The 17,019-nt window shown below is 62.2% G+C and carries 13 protein-coding genes; 8 read left to right on the forward strand and 5 right to left on the reverse strand.

The window, feature by feature from the left end; genetic code table 11:
* Nucleotides 1–110 precede the first annotated feature (110 nt).
* The gene (locus tag HMPREF3227_RS04320; RefSeq protein WP_066488207.1) at nucleotides 111–674 is read right to left on the reverse strand and encodes a TetR/AcrR family transcriptional regulator; all 564 of its coding nucleotides are present in this window, start codon (nucleotides 672–674) and stop codon (nucleotides 111–113) included.
* Between the two features lie 161 nt (nucleotides 675–835).
* Complete coding sequence (gene can / locus HMPREF3227_RS04325; RefSeq protein ID WP_231732317.1) at nucleotides 836–3,649, reverse strand: aconitate hydratase; 2,814 nt, start codon at nucleotides 3,647–3,649, stop codon at nucleotides 836–838.
* A 335-nt stretch (nucleotides 3,650–3,984) separates the two neighbouring features.
* On the opposite strand from can, the gene HMPREF3227_RS04330 reads away from it, so the two are divergent.
* The 3 genes from HMPREF3227_RS04330 to HMPREF3227_RS04340 all read left to right on the forward strand — a co-directional run bounded on the left by HMPREF3227_RS04330 (nucleotide 3,985) and on the right by HMPREF3227_RS04340 (nucleotide 9,223).
* Nucleotides 3,985–4,452: an Rv1476 family membrane protein gene (locus HMPREF3227_RS04330; RefSeq protein ID WP_066488211.1), complete on the forward strand. Its 468-nt coding sequence runs from the start codon at nucleotides 3,985–3,987 to the stop codon at nucleotides 4,450–4,452.
* Between the two features lie 1,656 nt (nucleotides 4,453–6,108).
* On the forward strand, nucleotides 6,109–7,974 hold the full coding sequence (locus HMPREF3227_RS04335; RefSeq protein WP_231725052.1) for a DIP1281 family NlpC/P60 protein: 1,866 nt from the start codon (nucleotides 6,109–6,111) through the stop codon (nucleotides 7,972–7,974).
* Between the two features lie 181 nt (nucleotides 7,975–8,155).
* Nucleotides 8,156–9,223, forward strand: a complete 1,068-nt coding sequence (locus tag HMPREF3227_RS04340) for a ferrochelatase (protein WP_066488214.1) — start codon at nucleotides 8,156–8,158, stop codon at nucleotides 9,221–9,223.
* A 77-nt stretch (nucleotides 9,224–9,300) separates the two neighbouring features.
* Here the strand turns inward: HMPREF3227_RS04340 and HMPREF3227_RS04345 are convergent, their stop codons facing one another.
* Entirely contained in the window at nucleotides 9,301–10,068 is a 768-nt protein-coding gene (locus HMPREF3227_RS04345; protein ID WP_066488217.1) for a hypothetical protein, read from the reverse strand.
* A 34-nt stretch (nucleotides 10,069–10,102) separates the two neighbouring features.
* On the opposite strand from HMPREF3227_RS04345, the gene HMPREF3227_RS04350 reads away from it, so the two are divergent.
* The gene (locus tag HMPREF3227_RS04350; RefSeq protein WP_066488223.1) at nucleotides 10,103–10,951 is read left to right on the forward strand and encodes a DUF3097 domain-containing protein; all 849 of its coding nucleotides are present in this window, start codon (nucleotides 10,103–10,105) and stop codon (nucleotides 10,949–10,951) included.
* Here HMPREF3227_RS04350 and HMPREF3227_RS04355 read toward each other — a convergent pair.
* Together HMPREF3227_RS04355 and HMPREF3227_RS04360 are read right to left on the reverse strand one after the other, a co-directional pair.
* Nucleotides 10,948–11,547, reverse strand: coding sequence for a DNA-binding protein (locus tag HMPREF3227_RS04355; protein ID WP_066488225.1), 600 nt, complete (start codon nucleotides 11,545–11,547; stop codon nucleotides 10,948–10,950). The two genes, HMPREF3227_RS04350 and HMPREF3227_RS04355, sit on opposite strands and share 4 nt — an antisense overlap.
* 64 nt (nucleotides 11,548–11,611) lie before the next feature.
* Nucleotides 11,612–12,334, reverse strand: a complete 723-nt coding sequence (locus HMPREF3227_RS04360; RefSeq protein WP_066488236.1) for a TVP38/TMEM64 family protein — start codon at nucleotides 12,332–12,334, stop codon at nucleotides 11,612–11,614.
* 239 nt (nucleotides 12,335–12,573) lie between these two features.
* Here HMPREF3227_RS04360 and HMPREF3227_RS04365 point away from each other — a divergent pair, with 239 nt between their 5' ends.
* The 4 genes from HMPREF3227_RS04365 to HMPREF3227_RS04380 all read left to right on the forward strand — a co-directional run bounded on the left by HMPREF3227_RS04365 (nucleotide 12,574) and on the right by HMPREF3227_RS04380 (nucleotide 17,018).
* Complete coding sequence (locus tag HMPREF3227_RS04365) at nucleotides 12,574–14,115, forward strand: molybdopterin-dependent oxidoreductase (RefSeq protein ID WP_066488238.1); 1,542 nt, start codon at nucleotides 12,574–12,576, stop codon at nucleotides 14,113–14,115.
* A gap of 91 nt (nucleotides 14,116–14,206) precedes the next feature.
* Nucleotides 14,207–14,452 carry a hypothetical protein gene (locus HMPREF3227_RS04370; RefSeq protein ID WP_066488240.1) on the forward strand — a complete coding sequence of 82 codons (246 nt, stop codon included), beginning with the start codon at nucleotides 14,207–14,209 and terminating at the stop codon, nucleotides 14,450–14,452.
* Nucleotides 14,453–14,719: 267 nt separating this feature from the next.
* A complete protein-coding gene (locus tag HMPREF3227_RS04375) occupies nucleotides 14,720–15,388 on the forward strand; it encodes a DedA family protein (protein ID WP_066488247.1) in 669 nt (222 codons plus the stop codon).
* A 265-nt stretch (nucleotides 15,389–15,653) separates the two neighbouring features.
* The gene (locus HMPREF3227_RS04380; protein ID WP_066488255.1) at nucleotides 15,654–17,018 is read left to right on the forward strand and encodes a citrate:proton symporter; all 1,365 of its coding nucleotides are present in this window, start codon (nucleotides 15,654–15,656) and stop codon (nucleotides 17,016–17,018) included.
* The last annotated feature ends 1 nt before the right edge of the window (nucleotide 17,019 follow it).

Here is a 17,019-nt window from a genome sequence, read left to right on the forward strand (position 1 = left end):
TCTACAAACGCCGCGAATTCGGACCCGACGTGCCGTGTAACTAGCGCCAAGACGCGAAAGACCCGCTCCCTACGAGGGGAAGCGGGCTACTCGGCGTGCTTTACGACGTTTTAGCGCCGCGCACGAATCGTTTGCTCCACAATCGACAGGACTTCTTCAAGACCTGCTTGGTCACCGCGCGCCAGGCGGGAGATGAAGCCGTCCATGAACGTCTCGAGGTACACCACGAGCGTTTCGATATCGACGTCATCACGCATGCGGCCTTCTTCGCGGTTGGTCTGCAAGCGTGCCCGCACTGCGTCATCAAGGATTTGTTGCTGATCCTTCCACCGGGCACGGAAGCTCGGGTCCGTGCGCAGCATGGACGTGATTTCCAGACGAGTAGCGAGCCAGTCATGGCGCTCAGGGTGCGTGAGCATGTCGCGCATCACCTCAACAAGACCGTTGTTCGCAACCGTCTCGGCCTGGCGGGCAGCATCCTCGCGCGCGAGCGCCAGGAACAACGACTCTTTGTCGCCAAAGTGATGGAAGATAGCGCCGCGGGACTTGCCAGTCGCCTCCTCCAGAAGGCGAACGGTCGCTCCCTCGTAGCCGTGCTGCGCAAAGCACCGGCGGGCGCCCACCAGGATGTCCTGGCGCCTGCGATTGAGTTCGTCGTCGCTAACGATAGGCATAGGCGGCTCACGCTCGCTTCCTACAAGTTCAAAAGTTTAGGGAATGAAAGGACGACAAAGGGGCCTTCGTGACCATCGTGCGATGGCCACGCGGCCCCTTCATCTACGTCGGTGTCGCGCACGCCCCACGCTAGGGCAGGGGTGCACGGCGATGGAAGACCTTAGGCCTTAACCATCTGGCGCAGGACGTACTGCAGAATGCCACCGTGGCGGTAGTAGTCAGCCTCACCAGGCGTGTCGATGCGGACGGTCGCGTCGAACTCGACCTTCTCGCCAGACTCCTTGGTGGCGGTGACGTGAACCGTCTTCGGCGTGGTGCCGTTGTTCAGCTCCGTGATGCCCTCGATGTCGAAGGTCTCGGTGCCGTCCAGGCCCAGCGACTCGTGGGACTCACCAGCCGGGAACTGCAGCGGGATAACACCCATGCCGATGAGGTTCGAGCGGTGAATACGCTCGAAGGACTCGGTGATGACGGCCTTGACGCCGAGGAGGATGGTGCCCTTTGCAGCCCAGTCACGGGACGAACCGGTGCCGTACTCCTTACCAGCCAGGACGACCAGCGGAATGTCCGCGGCCTTGTAGTTCTGGCAGGCGTCGAAGATGAAGGCCTGCGGTGCGCCGTCCTGGGTGAAGTCACGGGTGTAGCCACCGGTGACGTCAACCAGCTGGTTAGCCAGGCGGATGTTGGCGAAGGTACCACGCATCATGACCTCGTGGTTACCACGACGGGAACCGAGGGAGTTGTAGTCCTTGCGGGCAACACCGTGCTCGTCGAGGTACTGCGCAGCCGGTGTGCCCGGCTTGATGGCGGAAGCGGGGGAGATGTGGTCGGTCGTGACCGAGTCGCCCAGCTTAGCCAGAACGCGAGCGCCGTGGATGTCCTCAACCGGGGCCGGCTCAGCTGGCATACCGTCGAAGTACGGAGCCTTGCGGATGTAGGTGGAGTCCTCATCCCACTCGAAGCGGCCGCCTTCCGGAACCTCCAGGTTGCGCCATGCCTCGGAGCCCTTGTAGACGTCCGCGTAATCCTTCTCGTACATCTCGCGGGAGATGGCCTGCTGGATGGTGTCCTCGATCTCCTGGGAGGAGGGCCAGATGTCCTTGAGGAAGACATCGTTGCCGTCCTGGTCCTGGCCGAGCGGCTGGGTCTCGAAGTCGAAGTCGAGAGTACCGGCGATGGCGTACGCGATGACCATGATCGGGGATGCCAGGTAGTTCATCTTGACATCCGGGGAGATACGGCCTTCGAAGTTACGGTTACCGGACAGGACTGCTGTGGCAGCCAGGTCGTTGTCGTTGATGGCGTCCGAGATTTCCTGCGGCAGCGGACCGGAGTTACCGATGCAGGACGTGCAGCCGAAGCCGGAGAGGTAGAAGCCCATGGCCTCGAGGTCCTTCCAGAGGTCGGCGCGCTGGAAGTAGCCGTCGACAACCTGGGAGCCCGGAGCACAGATGGTCTTCACCCACGGCTTGGACTTCAGGCCCTTGGCAGCAGCCTTGCGGGCGATGAGGCCGGCACCGACCATGACGGACGGGTTCGAGGTGTTGGTGCAGGAGGTGATGGAGGCGATGGCCACCATACCGTGATCCAGCGTGTACTCGCCGCCGTTCGGGGAGGAGACGATGACCGGGTTGGACTGGCGGCCGACATTGCCCTTGGCTGCAGACTCGCCGTGGCCCTCGCGGGACTTGTTGAGACCGCCGGTGACGTCCTCGAGCGTCTGGTCGCCGCCCTCGGCGCCCATGCGCTTGGCCTCAACAGTGGACTCGTCGACCACAACGTCGCCGGTGGCATAGGTCGGCAGGTCCTTACGGAACTGCTCCTTTGCCTCGGAGAGGAGGATGCGGTCCTGCGGGCGCTTCGGGCCAGCGATGGACGGGACGACGGTGCCGAGGTCGAGCTCGAGGTACTCGGAGTACTTGGCCTCCGGAGCATCCTGCTCGAGCCACATGCCCTGAGCCTTAGCGTAAGCCTCGACGCGGTCGATCTGCTCCTGCGGGCGGCCGGTGAGGGTCAGGTACTTGATGGTCTCTTCGTCGATCGGGAAGATAGCGGCGGTGGAGCCGAACTCCGGCGACATGTTACCGATGGTGGCGCGGTTGGCCAGCGGCACGGACTTGACACCGTTGCCGTAGAACTCGACAAACTTCTGGACAACGCCGTGCTGGCGCAGCATCTCGGTGATGGTGAGAACGACGTCGGTAGCGGTAACGCCCACCGGAATCTCGCCGGTGAGCTTGAAGCCGACAACGCGCGGGATGAGCATGGAGACCGGCTGGCCGAGCATGGCAGCCTCGGCCTCGATGCCGCCAACGCCCCAGCCCAGGATGCCCAGGCCGTTTTCCATGGTGGTGTGGGAGTCGGTACCAATACAGGTATCCGGGTATGCCAGACCGTCGTTGTCGAAGACGACGCGGGAGAGGTACTCGATGTTGACCTGGTGGACAATACCGGTTCCCGGGGGCACGACCTTGAAGTTGGAGAAGTTCTCAGAACCCCAGCGCAGGAACTGGTAGCGCTCGCGGTTGCGCTCGAACTCGATCTCGACGTTCTTCTCCAGAGCCTCGGAGGAGCCAAATGCCTCGGTAATGACGGAGTGGTCAATGACCATCTCAGCCGGGTTGAGCGGGTTAACCTGCTCCGGCTTGCCGCCGAGGGCAACGATGGCCTCACGCATGGTGGCGAGGTCGACCACACAGGGAACGCCGGTGAAGTCCTGCATGAGGACGCGGGCCGGGGTGAACTGGATTTCGGTGTCCGGTTCTGCGTCCGGGTTCCAGTTGGCGAGGGCGTTGATGTGATCCTTGGTTACGTTCTTGCCATCCTCGTAGCGCAGCTGGTTCTCAGCAAGCACCTTGAGGGAGTACGGCAGCTTCTCCAGGCCCTCAACCGCGTTGATGTCAAAGTATTCGTAAGACTTTCCGTTGACATCAAGGGTCTTCTTGGCACCGAAGGAGTTCAGGCTTTCAGTCACAGGGAGCTCCATTCCTTGTTTGTTGAACAGTATGTTCTTGTGAGGCTCTTAAATCGCTCACGATCATTCCGCACTAGTGGAAGGAGTAGCGCTGGGGACAGCGCGCTCCGGGCGCGGATCGACCGAACTGGCGTCTTAAGAAGAACGCGAACGTTCACCCCTCAATACTAGACGGGCGAAGATTCGCCTGGGGGCAACTATAACAGTACGTCCGTTCTGTTTTCATGTTTTCACACTCTTCCGCGCGTCATCCCCGCTCCAATGGGGGTAATCAGGTTAAGTAGAGGGTATCGCGGGCACACCACACACCCCGCTCCCATATATAAGGAGAAAAAGTGATCCCGCCCGACGCAGATATCGCCGACCTCTCGCAGCAGCTTCTCGAGGATTCGGTGGCGTACTCCAACGTGGGGCTCGCCAGCGATCCGGCTCTGCAAGCATCTGTATCCGGCGCGCTGCAGCCCGGGGAAGGGATAGCGGTCGTCGATATCTATCCCGATAAGTTCGCCGATCTCCGCGATCTTGCACAGGCACTCAAAGAAGCCTCCGATCTCGACACTGTCATCGTCCAGGCGCCCCAAGGCATTTCAGCCGTGAGCGACTCTCACTCACGCGCCGCCCTGGAATCCGCGCAACAGGCGGTGGCACCGGGACTCGATCAGGTCACGGCTCTGAACCAGCTTCACGCCCATCTCGGCGCCGCCACCATGCCCGCGGAGTGGCTTATCCTCGGGCTCGCCATCACCGCACTAGCCGGCGCCGCCACGGTCTTCATTCGCGCCAGATCTTCCAAAAAGGTCTAGTTACTCTTTCGCGCCCGCCCGCTTGCCGATGCCCCCATCCCACATCTTGCTCACTCGGCACCGTCCCGCCGCGTTCGACGGCCGGGGAATAGCGCGACACCATATGCCGCCACTCGCGTGCGGGACCGTCTCCGCGCAACACGTGCTAAGAGCTATCTACGGTCCGACACCTCACTCCGGCAGGCCGAGTCGCCAACGTCCAGCCCGCGCTGCGTGCCCGCGTCAAAACGTATCCCTCCCCACATAGTCGCATAAATATTTCCTAAACCCATGAACCCACGGAGCACCCCTTGAGGAGTGATACTCAACCCTCCACATGTTGGTCGGAATTCCCGACGGAAGCCGCTCGAAGAGGGCTCACTCCAGCTCCGCCGTGCTCGACCGCCTGGGCTCGTGCGCACATCTCCAACTTGGAACCATGCCGCGACACCCACGCCCATCTCGTGACAATCTCAGACCGAATCCACGGCATCCACTGCAACGGTTCCAGGACGTCATACTCCAGTCCGCTGCCACTCGCTCTGCACACACCAGGAGAGGGGAGGAGGGGTCGGAGTCAACCACTAGGGGTTGACGCTACTGCACGTTTGCCGTCAGAAGTGGTTCACTTCTCGCATAGCGTCGCGGATGGCGCCATCTCGGCAAGCGTCGAGAGTGTTACGGTACATTCGACGATCGTGACCAGAGTCACATAACGAATTGGTATCGAGATCATTGCAGGTTGAACTCACCCGTGGGTCATGGGGCGCTCCTTGACGCATGTGGCAAATGGGCAAGTAGGTGTACTGGACCCTGCAAGTGACTTATGCTTTAGGAGTCAACTCGAGAGTTGATTTCTATCTCAGCTACCGCGAGAGGGACATCCAGACCCAATATCGACAACGCACGGGCATGTGGGGAAGCAGGCCGAGAGCGTCACGAAGTTCGATGGGGAAGGACCCGCACGGGGTGGAGGAGCAGGAGTCGCTTGACAGTTGGCAGCACTGTGTTCGTTTAAGTTCTTCTATTCAGAAACACGCATCTGTGTGACTGGGGCGAGGATGCGACCACGGCGAGCCACATCGGGCAGCGTGTTCCACGCGCCTGGGCGTCCAACCCCGCGGGGAAGGCCGTCTGGGGCCCGGCTCTGGCATACCGTGACTGCATTCCCGCAACTCCACGAGTCCGGTTACTTGCACCGCCACGCGCGGAGCGTGGTCAACCGGAAGGAGAATGCAGACGATGGCGGATGCTCGCATACCTTCTGGAAGGTCGTGCCCCACGGGCACTCCCAGCGTTTGCAGCCCTGAAATGGTCTGCAGCCGGGAGTCACTCCGAGGCAAAGGTCTACCAGATATCCCGACGGGAGTTTCTCCCCGCCGGGGCACTCGCATACGGCGGGAGAGTTGGTCCTCGATGACCGTCGAGGCGCTCTGTCGCCGGCGTGAGCATAGGTGTGTGACATCCTCGTCACTGCTGCGTCTCCTGGGCCCCGGGCATTCCTATGTCTTGTGCGAATTGACATAGGGTGCCGAGGGCTTGGCTCGTGGTGCGTATCTCGCAGTCCTTGTGGGCTTGCGGGAGTCTCAGCCATACCCGACGCCGGGATCGGCGCGCCTTTATCCGTCAGTGCGGGCGCGTTCAAGGCGAGGGTAAGGTGCGTAGAGGAGTTACCTCGTGGCCACCACCTTGACGGCCGACACGCGTCGGCGTTCCATCGGCGGGCGTTTCCGCCTGCGTTCCTACCTCGCCGCTGCTGCATGCACGGCGAGCTTGTCTACCATTGCTCCGATGACTCCTGCCGTCGCGCAGGAGAAGTCGCTCACCATCGAAGACCTCACGGCCGCCTTCAAGGGCGGGAAGGGCTCCATTGCTGACCTTGCTGGCGCCATCGCCGGAGTCCAGGGCGAGATTGCCCGCTTGGAGGCAGAAATCGGCCAGCGTCGCGAGGACGTTAACCGCGCCCTCGTCGATCTCCAGGACGCTCGCACCGAGCTGGCGCAAGCCAAGCGCGGAACTTCCACGGCGCGCACGCAGCTTGATGATGCGCAGTCCGCCGTGGAGAAGGCACAAGAGCGCCTCAACGAACTGTCGCGCACGGCGTACCGTCGCTCGGCTGCCTCGGATTCCGTGACCACCGCCGCTGGCGGTGACGCACGCGAAAAGATGCTGGAGCGCCAGTCTTACCTGCGCTCGCAGGCGGACTCCCAGAAGGAAGTCGTCGATCAGCTCGAGCGGGAGCGCACCGAGAAGGCCAACAAGGAGTCGCAGCTGCGCAAGGCTGAGGAACTCGCGGCAGCCCGCGAGCAGCGCGCGGCAGACGCCGAGGCTCAGGCCCGGGCCATCCTGGGTTCGAGCCAAAGCGCGGTCGAGGAGGCGATGAGCGAACGCTCGACCCTCGTCGCGCAGCAGGAAGAAGCCCAGGCTGCTCTCGATGCCGCCCGCGGCTCCCGCGCCCGCACGACTGTAGGCGCTTCCGGCCCGTCCGCGACGAGCGATACGCAAGCGACGCAAGGTAATCAAGGGGCCAGAGAAAATGTTGGGAACTCCAACGATTCGGCATCCCAGTCCTCGACGGAGGTGTCGACCACCGCGTCGAACTCCAACGCCAATTCTGTGACCACGTCTGCTGCAGGGGAAGGCACGCAGACCGCCGGCACGACAGTCGCCGACGCGGAGCCAACAACCACCGGCACCGCAGACGCTTCCGACACGACGACACAGACCGTCGAGGCGCTAGCGGAAATGAGTTCGCAGAACGCCGCTCAGGGCGGCGCTACCGAGCAGGTCTCCAGCGTTGATGGACAAACACTTGCTGTGGCGGGCGGCGTTTTCGGCGCGGCAGCCGCCATGATTGCGGCCTCACAGCCGGATCACACGGCATTTGCCCAGGGCAGCTCCCTCGACGAGGGACAGCTCTCCGCCATCCAGAACACGCTCACGGCCGTTTCTGACGCGTTTAACGATCAGAACAAAGCCGGGGAGGCTGGCGCGGTGACCAACGCGGCATCGGGAGCAGATAGTGACCTTGTGGGCGACCTGGACGGCGTCCTCGAGTCACTGGATACGACGCAGTCCATCACGGAGAAAGCGACCGCTGCGGTGGCCAGCCAGGGCACCGATGCTCGCATCGAAGCTGTCATCGCGCGTGCGATGTCGCAGGTGGGCACCCCGTATGCATGGGGTGGCGGCGACGCCAACGGCCCAACCAAGGGCATCCGCGACGGCGGTGTGGCCGATAGCTTCGGCGACTACAACAAGGTGGGCTTCGATTGCTCCGGCCTCACGCTCTATGCGTTCTCGGCCGCGGGTATCTCGCTGCCACACTACACCGGCTACCAGTACAACCAGGGCACCAAGGTGGATCCGAGCGAAATGAAGCGCGGCGACCTCATCTTCTACGGTCCGGGCGGCGGCCAGCACGTAGCCATCTACCTGGGCGACGGCACGATGATTGAGGCTCCGGAGTCGGGCGGCACGGTCCAGGTCTCGCCTGTGCGCTATGGCGGCATGGCCCCGTACGCGGTGCGCCTCATCGGCTAAGCCAACTTCTCACCTTAAGTCCGAAGTCTCGGACGTGTGCGTGGTGAGAACAGAGGAGATACGTCCCCATCATGAGCTAGATCTGCCCTTTCGCCTTGAGTCGCAGATCACGCTGACCAATTTCGGTCCCCATCGTCAAGGCGACCAAGTTCTCCAACCTTTGGTTGGTAGGGTCACTGGTATGACTGACGCACACACTCATGCCGGTGATTATGACGCCCTCCTCGTTCTTTCTTTCGGTGGCCCGGAAGGAAACGAGGAGGTCGTTCCTTTTCTTGAAAACGTCACGCGGGGCCGCGGCATCCCGCGCGAGCGACTCAAGGTCGTGGGCAAGCACTACTTCCACTTCGACGGCGTAAGCCCACTCAATGGCTTAAACCGCGAGCTCATTGCCCATATCGAGGCTGAACTCGCCGCGCGCGGACTGGACCTGCCGGTCTTCTTTGGCAACCGCAACTGGCACCCGTTCGGCACCGAGGCCGTGGACGAGCTCACCGCAGCGGGTAAGACCAACGTCCTGGTCTTCGCCACCTCCGCCTGGGGCGGCTACTCGGCGTGCCTGCAGTACGACGAGGACATCGTCAAGCTGCGCGACTATGTAGCAGAGAAGGGCTACCCGGAGATTCGCTTTACCAAGCTGCGCCAGTTCTTCGACCACCCGAAGTTCATCGCGGAAATGGCCACTGGAGTGCGCGAAGGCTTTGCCAAGCTGTCCGATGCCCGCCTTGTCTTCACCGCTCATTCCATCCCTACCGCGCACGACGCGGTCGGGGGAGCAGAGGGTGATAAGAACCTCTACTCACGCCAGGTCGCCGAGGCCGCACGTCTCATCGCGGATGCCGCCGGCGTCGAGGACTATGACTTGGTATGGAACTCGCGCTCGGGCAATCCCGCCACGCCGTGGCTCGCGCCCGACGTCGTCGACCACATGGAAGCGCTCGCGGAGCAGGGTGTGAAGCAGCTCGTCGTGTGTCCGGTCGGCTTCATCTCGGACCACATGGAGGTCGTGTGGGACCTCGACACCGAGCTCGTCGCTGCGGCGAAAGAGAAAGGCGTGGAGATCTACCGCACGCGGACCGCGGGGCCGAGCGACGCGTTCTCCTCGATGGTTGTGGACCTCATCGAAGAGCTTTGCGCTGACCGTCAGCCGGAGGGGCTGGGCACCGTCACCGTGCAGGGCTGCACAGTCAATGGCGCACCGTGCGCTGAGGGATGTTGCGATATCTGGAGCCTCCACAAACCTCATTAAGTCAAGTTAAATAAGTTGACCAGCGACGAACGAACTCCTTAAATCAAGTGAAATGACTTGATTTAAGGGGGCTCGCGTCAGCGGCCGAAGTCGGCGACGGCGTAGGCGACGCCGGCCATCCGGGCCTGCCGGATGTGCCGCCACAGGCGGAGCAGCTGCGGGTCGAGCGAGTGATCCTGGAGGCGGTCCGTGACGGTCTCGATGATCGCGGCGACGCGGTCTGCGCGGGCAAAGAGTTTGGCGGCGCGGGGCGGGGTGGCATCGGGGAGCCCGGGCGTGTCGTAGAAGTCGGAGAGGGTGCCGACGGTGAGCCGCGGATTGGGCAAGTCTTTTTTGACATAATCTAGCCCCTCGATGATGCGGGCGGATTCCTCGGTCGCTTGGGCGAGCAATGCGTCAGCCTCGCCGGGGCTCAGCCACGCGGGCGCGGGCAACGGCTGCGTCTCTTCGATGAGCTGCCATTGGGTGTAATTGGGACCTGCATGCGGCACGAGCACGAGATGGACGCTCGGATCGGCGGTGCGCACGACGATGGCGCCGGCGGGGCTCGCGCTGGCTGCGGCGGCGGACGTCGAGCCAGCGGGCAAGGCGGGCGGCTCGCCGGGACCCGAAAGCACGAGGCGGAGGACGGGTTCGCCGGGCCCCTGGCCGAGGAGGGCATCGGTAGCGGCGCGCAGGCGCGCTAAGATGTCGCTGAACGCGGCGGAGCCGTAGGCCTCGGGGTAACCGCCGAGCTCCGTGAGAGCGTCAATGAGCTCGTCCGCGGGTTCGTGGCCGTGGAGCCAGGCTCCCAGCCAGACGGCAGAATTTTGCAGTGGGGACCAGACCTCGGCGCGCATATCCATAACACGGGCAGTGTAGTAGATAGACTGTCCCGCTATGAGCTTTGATTCCCGCGATCCCTATGGTGGAGACATTCTGGCAGGCCACAAACGCACACGCCCCAAGGAGTACCCGGTTGTGCCCGCACAACCGGGCATGGTTGTCGAAGTTGTCGGCGACGACTTCGTCGGTGCCGTGATGGGCGTGGACAAGACCGTTTACGGCCAGGTCATCCGCCTGGAGGACCGACATGGCGTGGAGCGCGTCTTCAACCTCGTGCCGGGCGGATTCCTGCTCGAAGGCCAGCAGGTGACACTTACGCGCTACGTGCCGAAGCAGGCGCTGCGTAAGTCGAACTCTGGCTCGCGTCGCGTGGAGAATGTCGAGGCTAAGGTCATCGCGCCGTCGCGAATCTGGGTCGAGGGTGTGCATGACGCCGCCATCGTGGAGAAGGTCTGGGGCCACGACCTGCGCGTCGAAGGCGTCGCCGTGGAATACCTCGAGGGCCTCGACAACCTGGAGGAACGCCTCGCCGAGTTCCAGCCGGGCCCGGGACGACGCGTGGGCGTGCTCGCTGACCACTTGGTGGAGGGGTCGAAAGAAACGCGCATGACGCAGGCGTTGGGGCCGGACGTTCTCGTTACAGGACACCCGTTCATCGATATTTGGGCGGCGGTGAAACCGGAACGCGTGGGGCTCAAGGCATGGCCTGACGTGCCCTACGGCGAGGACTGGAAGACCGGCATCTGCCAGCGCGTCGGCTGGTCTGATCCCAAGGATGGCTGGCGCCACGTGTATAACGCGGTGCACAGCTTCCGCGATTTGGATTCTTCGCTCATCGGGGCGGTGGAGCGGCTCGTCGACTTCGTGACAACGCCGGAGCTGCGGAAGGAAGACCTGCTCTAGGCTGGCTTATTCGCGCGCTCCATGACGTTGATGGCAAGCTGCCAGCCTGCCATTTCTGCTGCCCAGCCCGCGGCTTGGAGGCGCTGGGACATGGCCTGCTTGGAGATGCCGAGCTCGGCGGCCGCCTCGTTCTGGTTGAGGCCGCCGCGCACGAGGGCCGTGGCCTCGCGACCTTCGATGGTGCGCTTGTGCAGCACGTAGCCGAGCAAGGCAAAGACTGCTGCGATGTCCGAGGCCTCCGATGCGCGGCCGCGCGCACCGATCTTCGCGTAGACCTGCGCCGGGCGTGCGTTCTTGGGCAAGGATGCGGTGGCCGTCGCGCGGGTCGTGGCTTCATCTTCGGCAGCACCAGCGTCAGCACTCGGGGCAAGCGAGGGGGTTACGCCGATACCAATGGCCCAATCACCGTCGGCGAGCAGGGCCATGACGACGTCGCACACGCTGTGTGCCGAGTCAACGATGGCGCAGATGTCTTCGACTCCGAGCATCTCAAACTCGCCGACACCGTCGAGCGTCGCGAGCGCCTCCGCGGAGCGCTGAACGAGCTGGGCGCGGCGCACAGAACGGCCGCGATAACGGGCATGGACGGCAAGCATGATTCCTTGACATTCTTTCGGGCAGGACGAGAAACTGCGCTTAAGTCTAGTCTTTTGGCTTGATTTAGGGAAGTTCGCGGACGAGCTTAGCGTCGAGCACGAGACCTGCGATGCCGACGGCGGCGAGGACAACGGTGGCTGTGATGGCCCACGGGTTGAGGCCCGTGGTGAGCGTCTCACCAAAGAACACGCCCATAGCCGTGGTAGGGATGGACCCCAGCGCGGTCGCCAGGAGGAACTGCAGGAAGGGCACGGGTGTGAGTGCCGCAGCATAGTTCAAGATAGAGAAGGGCACGCCCGCGACCATGCGCAGGCTCGCGATGGCGAACCACCCGCGGCGCTCCAAGTGCGCGTTGAGCTTGAAGACCGCGGGGTGCACGAGCCGCGGGTGCATCCAGTCTCCGAGCAGGCGCCGCACCACGAGGAAAGAAATTGCCGCGGAGACGGAGAGGGCCGTGAGTGCGAGAAGCAGGCCTTCGACTGGGCCGAAAAGGATTCCCGCGGCGACCGTCCAGATAGTGCGGGGCAAAGGGAATAACGTAAGCGTGACGTAAGCCAGCCAGAAGACAATGGGGAACCAGGGATCGCAATGTGTCGCCCAGGAACGCAAGGTCGAGAGATCGGGAACGTCCACGAAGACGATAAATGCAACGACAATACCCAGGATGAACACAGCCTGAAGCCAATGTTTCAGGCTCCAGCCTTGAATGGTGCGGGCGGCATCGGCAAGCACGGTGCGCACAAAGTCTGCAAGCTGCCGGAGATAGGGCTGCCGTTCTTTCTTCACGGTCAGTGAGCTTAACCCACACGTCAGGCTGCAGACAGGGTGGCGCGCGGTGGCATATACGAATGTCTACTTGATCACTCAGGTTCCGCTAAGTTAGAAGGAAACGTGCTGCTCAGAGCGCTGTGCTTGCCGGCAACTCTGGGTGGCATATTTTTTCTACGGATTTTTTCGTATTTTTTCGCTCGCGTCTGGCAATATAAAACTTATAGCTTTCTCGTTCACCTATCTTAAGGACCCCCATGGATTACATTCTTGCCTTGGGAGACAACCCCGACTATCCCTTGTGGCTGCGCGCGACGCACCTCATCAACTTTATTTTGATGGGCATGCTGTTGCGCTCAGGTTGGGAAATGCTCTCCTCTCTGCCGCGCCTTTGGTGGCGCAACGACTGCGCCCCTGGAACCGAGTGGCTCAAGTTCACCAAGCGTGAGCTGCCGAAGGAAGAGGGCGTGTACACCTCGCTCATGGATGAGAAGTCCATGTCGCCGCTGCTCTCCCTGCCAGGACGCGAAAATATTGGTCTCGGTCGTCACTGGCACGGCCTGTCCGTGATGCTCTGGGTGCTCAACGGGCTGGTGTACGTCATCCTGCTGTTCGCAACCGGCCTGTGGCGTCGCATCGTCCCCACCTCCTGGGACATTATCCCGGAGGCGTGGCACTCGCTGCTTACGTACCTGAGCTTTAAGACCCCCGACCTGGCGCTTTTCGATCCCTACGACGCGTTGCAACAGCTCGCTTATTTTGCAGTCATCTTCCTTATCGCTCCGTTCATGATGATTACGGGTGCGGGCATGTCGCCGGCGCTGCGTGAGAAGTTCCCTCGCTTCTTCAAGTTCTTGGGCGGCCACCAGAAGGCTCGCTCCCTGCACTTCATCGGCATGGTGATGATGTGCATGTTCATCATCATCCACGTCTTCCTCGTCTTCTTTGTCCACCGCGAGCACAACATGGTGCACATGGTCTTCGGCGACGTCACGCCGGAGCGCTACGCCCAGGCGTTTACGACGATGGTCATCACCATCGGCGTGGTCATTATCTTCTGGATCGGCCTGTCCTACTGGACGCTCGCGGACCGCGCCCGCGCACACCGCTTCGTCGTGGCCTTCACCGAGATCGGCCGCAAGATCTTCTTGAACTGGTTGCGCCCGTCCGCAGCGACACAGAAGGTCTACACCGAGCGCGATATTTCCGAGTTCCACTGGACCAACGGCCTGCCGCCTACGAAAGAGGAGTCCCCGGAGTGGACCGCATTCCGCAACAACGACTTCAAGGACTACGTCATCGAGGTCGCCGACGACGTCAACGGCACGTCGAAGACGGTCACGCTCGATGAGCTGCGTGCGCTGCCGCAGCACTCCTTTATTGCGACGCACACCTGTATGCAGGGGTGGTCTGCGACCTCGCGCTGGGAAGGTCCTCTCATGAAGGACGTCCTCGCCCTGCTCGGCGAGCGCCCGGCTGGCGCGCACTACGTCATGGTCGAGTCCTACGGCTTGGCACAGAAGATGTACGATAACCGTCCGCGCGAGCCGTTCTACGCGTGCTTCGACATCGACACGGCCATGGAAGACCACTCCATCCTCGCGATTGCCCGCAATGGTCACCCGGTCGACATTCACCTGGGCGCGCCAGTGCGTGCCCGAGTCGAGTCGAACCATGGCTACAAGGCCGTGAAGTGGGTCTCCAAGATTGCATGGATTGCCGACTACAAGGACATCGGCGACGGTCGCGGTGGCACCCGTGAGGACTCCGCGCTGCAGGCTTTCAACGGCCGCATCTAATATTCGGCCTGCGAATTGACGCCGTTCCCGCTCATAGCGGGGGGGCGGCGTCGCCGTCGTTTTCTACGGCTAGACGTGTAGAATTTCCGTCATGTCGATTATTGTTTCCACTCATTACAAGGTCACCGGCGTCCACGACGACGATGACGTGCGCAAGGCACTGCAGTCCCTCTACGATATTTTCGCTGAGCACGGCCTGGGCCAGGCGACTTTCGAAATCCGTTCGCAGGACGACGTCAAGCTCATCATCAAGCACAAGGACGACGTCATCCCCAATGTCGCGGAGATGAATAAGGCCTTGGCGTCCGCGGGCAACTACGAAATCGTCTCGCGCTAACGACGCATTCCTTTAACGCAGAACACTGCCGCCGGTCACGGCGGCAATTCTTTTAGGCTGCCGTGAACTTCCTGGCAATATCGGGGGTATGCGCGTGTGGGTTAGGTTCGCACGGCGGGGAAGAGGATACTAGAGGAAACTCATTACTCGTCGCTGCAGTGGCGAGTCCATTTGGCGCCCGTGAGGACGCAGCCGCGCTCCGGGCTTGTGCATCCGGGGTCACGCGTCCTGGGCCTTTTTCAATTCCTAAAGGTGGATGCACCAGCCATGTCAAACCTCACTTCCTACCTCGACGCCGCGACGTTGCTCGAGGCTTTTGGCCCTTGGGTCATCGTCGGCATCGCGCTCGTCGTCTTCATTGAATCCGGTGTCCTGTTCCCGTTCCTGCCCGGCGACTCGCTGCTCGTCACGGCAGCCGTGCTGCGGGGTCAACTCAACGTCTCTATCTGGGCCCTGCTGATGGTAGGCTTCGTCGCCGCCTTCCTGGGCGACCAGGTGGGCTTCTGGCTGGGCCACAAGTTTGGGCGCAAACTCTTCAAGGCTGACGCCCGCCTGCTCAAGCTGCAGTATCTCCACGCTGCCGAAGACTTCTTTGCCAAGCATGGACCGGCAGCGCTCGTGCTGGGGCGCTTTGTGCCCATCGTGCGCACGTACGTCCCCGTCGCAGCAGGCACGGCGCAGATGCCGTACCGCCACTTCATCGGCTGGAACGTCGCGGGCGCAGCTTTGTGGGTGCTGTCCATGAACTTGGTGGGAGTATTCCTGGGCAATATTCCGGGCATTGCAGACTCGATCGAAAAGATCATGCTCCTCATAGTTTTCATCTCAGTCGCGCCGATCATCATCAAGGCGTTGTATGAGCGCCACAAGTTGAAAAAGCGCGCCACCATCGTGGAGGAAACGCCAGCCGTACTCAGCGATAATACTGCGCGCTAAGCATCAGCTCATACCCACAACCGGACGCCGCCGTGGTGTCCGGTTGTGTTCGTTTTCGCCGAAGAATGAGCACGATGGCAGAGGAGAAGCAGCCTTGATCGGGGTACCAATGTGTATTTACGGAATATCCTTAGTAATCTCATTCACACCTGTTCTGCGCCGGTGAGGTGTGGCATAAGGGGCGTTACGGCGCTGGCCGCAACTGTGGCCAAAGAAAAGTTCTGAATCGATCAAGGTCGCCCAGCGACCGAGAAGGACGTTGAGCATGCAAACTTCACTCGGCCTCACCCTCATGGGCCTCGTGATTATCTTCCTTACGGTGGGAATCCTAATCCGCGGTAAGACGAACCCTATTGTTCCCATGACGCTTGTGCCGGTGGCTGGCGCGCTCCTGTGCGGCTACGGGCTGGGGGAGATCTCTGACTTCTTTAGCTCAGGTCTCGAATCCGTGATGAACGTCGTGGTGATGTTCATCTTCGCCATCATCTTCTTTGGCATCCTCCAAGACGTGGGTCTGTTTGTGCCGGTCATCCGGGCGCTCATCCGGGCGACGCGAGGCAACGTCATTGCGGTCACCATGGGTACGGCCGCCATTGCCATCGTGGCGCACCTCGACGGCTCCGGCTCGACGACGTTCCTGCTCACCATTCCCGCGCTGCTGCCGCTCTACAAGGCGCTTCGTATGTCGCGCTACATCCTCATTACAATCGTCGCCCTGTCGGCGTCCGTGATGAATATGCTGCCTTGGGGCGGCCCGCTCGGCCGTGCAGGCGCCGTCGTGGCCCAGGAACCCAATGACATCTGGGTCCACCTCCTTCCCATCCAGGGTGTCGCCGTCGTCATGGTCCTCCTCGTCGCCGCGGCCCTGGGCCTGCGCGAGCGGCGTCGTCTCGCGCGTCTGCGTGCCTCGGGTGAGTTCGAAGGCGACACTAACGTCGATGTCGAGCAGATTGCGCAGGCCTTCGCTGCGCAGCAGGCCGCCGATAAGGAGGCGCTCGGATTCCGTCACCGCACCGGCCGATGGGTCACCATCGTCAATATCGTGGTCGCACTGCTCATCCTCGTGGCGCTGCTCTCCGGCCTCATGCCGCCAGCCCCGGCGTTCCTCATCGGCACGACCATCGCACTCATCGTCAATTTCGAGGGCGCCTCCGAGCAAAGCGATGCGCTCCGTCGCCACGCCCCGAATGCGCTCGCCATGGCCGGGGTCATCCTCGCTGCCGCCATGTTCCTCGGCGTCCTCAACGAAACCGGCATGCTCGAGGAAATCGCGCTCACGCTCGTCAACATCCTCCCGGAGGAAGTCGGTCCGTACCTCCACGTCATCATCGGCGTCTTCGGCGTGCCGCTCGATCTCCTCACGTCGACGGATGCGTACTACTTCTCCGTGCTGCCCATCATTCAGGGCACCGTGGAAACGTACGGCATCACGGGCATGGGTGCCGCGTCGGCGCTCATCATCGGCAACGTCATTGGCACGTTCGTCTCGCCGTTCTCGCCGGCTCTGTGGCTCGCCCTTGGCCTCGCGGGGGCAAACATGGGCAAGTACCTCAAGATTGGCTTCCCGCTCGCGTGGGGCTTCTCCGTGGTCCTCGTCCTCGTCGCATTTTTGACGGGCATGCTGATGTAAC

The organism is Corynebacterium sp. CMW7794 (assembly GCF_001563605.1).
GTDB lineage: Bacteria > Actinomycetota > Actinomycetes > Mycobacteriales > Mycobacteriaceae > Corynebacterium > Corynebacterium phoceense.

Bases quoted from the DNA above. Each gene is read 5' to 3' on its own strand.
- HMPREF3227_RS04365 (WP_066488238.1), top strand. From the start codon at position 12,574: ATGGATTACATTCTTGCCTTGGGAGACAACCCCGACTATCCCTTGTGG.
- HMPREF3227_RS04355 (WP_066488225.1), bottom strand. From the start codon at position 11,547: ATGCTTGCCGTCCATGCCCGTTATCGCGGCCGTTCTGTGCGCCGCGCC.
- HMPREF3227_RS04350 (WP_066488223.1), top strand. From the start codon at position 10,103: ATGAGCTTTGATTCCCGCGATCCCTATGGTGGAGACATTCTGGCAGGC.
- HMPREF3227_RS04375 (WP_066488247.1), top strand. From the start codon at position 14,720: ATGTCAAACCTCACTTCCTACCTCGACGCCGCGACGTTGCTCGAGGCT.
- HMPREF3227_RS04340 (WP_066488214.1), top strand. From the start codon at position 8,156: ATGACTGACGCACACACTCATGCCGGTGATTATGACGCCCTCCTCGTT.
- HMPREF3227_RS04380 (WP_066488255.1), top strand. From the start codon at position 15,654: ATGCAAACTTCACTCGGCCTCACCCTCATGGGCCTCGTGATTATCTTC.
- HMPREF3227_RS04345 (WP_066488217.1), bottom strand. From the start codon at position 10,068: ATGGATATGCGCGCCGAGGTCTGGTCCCCACTGCAAAATTCTGCCGTC.
- HMPREF3227_RS04320 (WP_066488207.1), bottom strand. From the start codon at position 674: ATGCCTATCGTTAGCGACGACGAACTCAATCGCAGGCGCCAGGACATC.
- HMPREF3227_RS04370 (WP_066488240.1), top strand. From the start codon at position 14,207: ATGTCGATTATTGTTTCCACTCATTACAAGGTCACCGGCGTCCACGAC.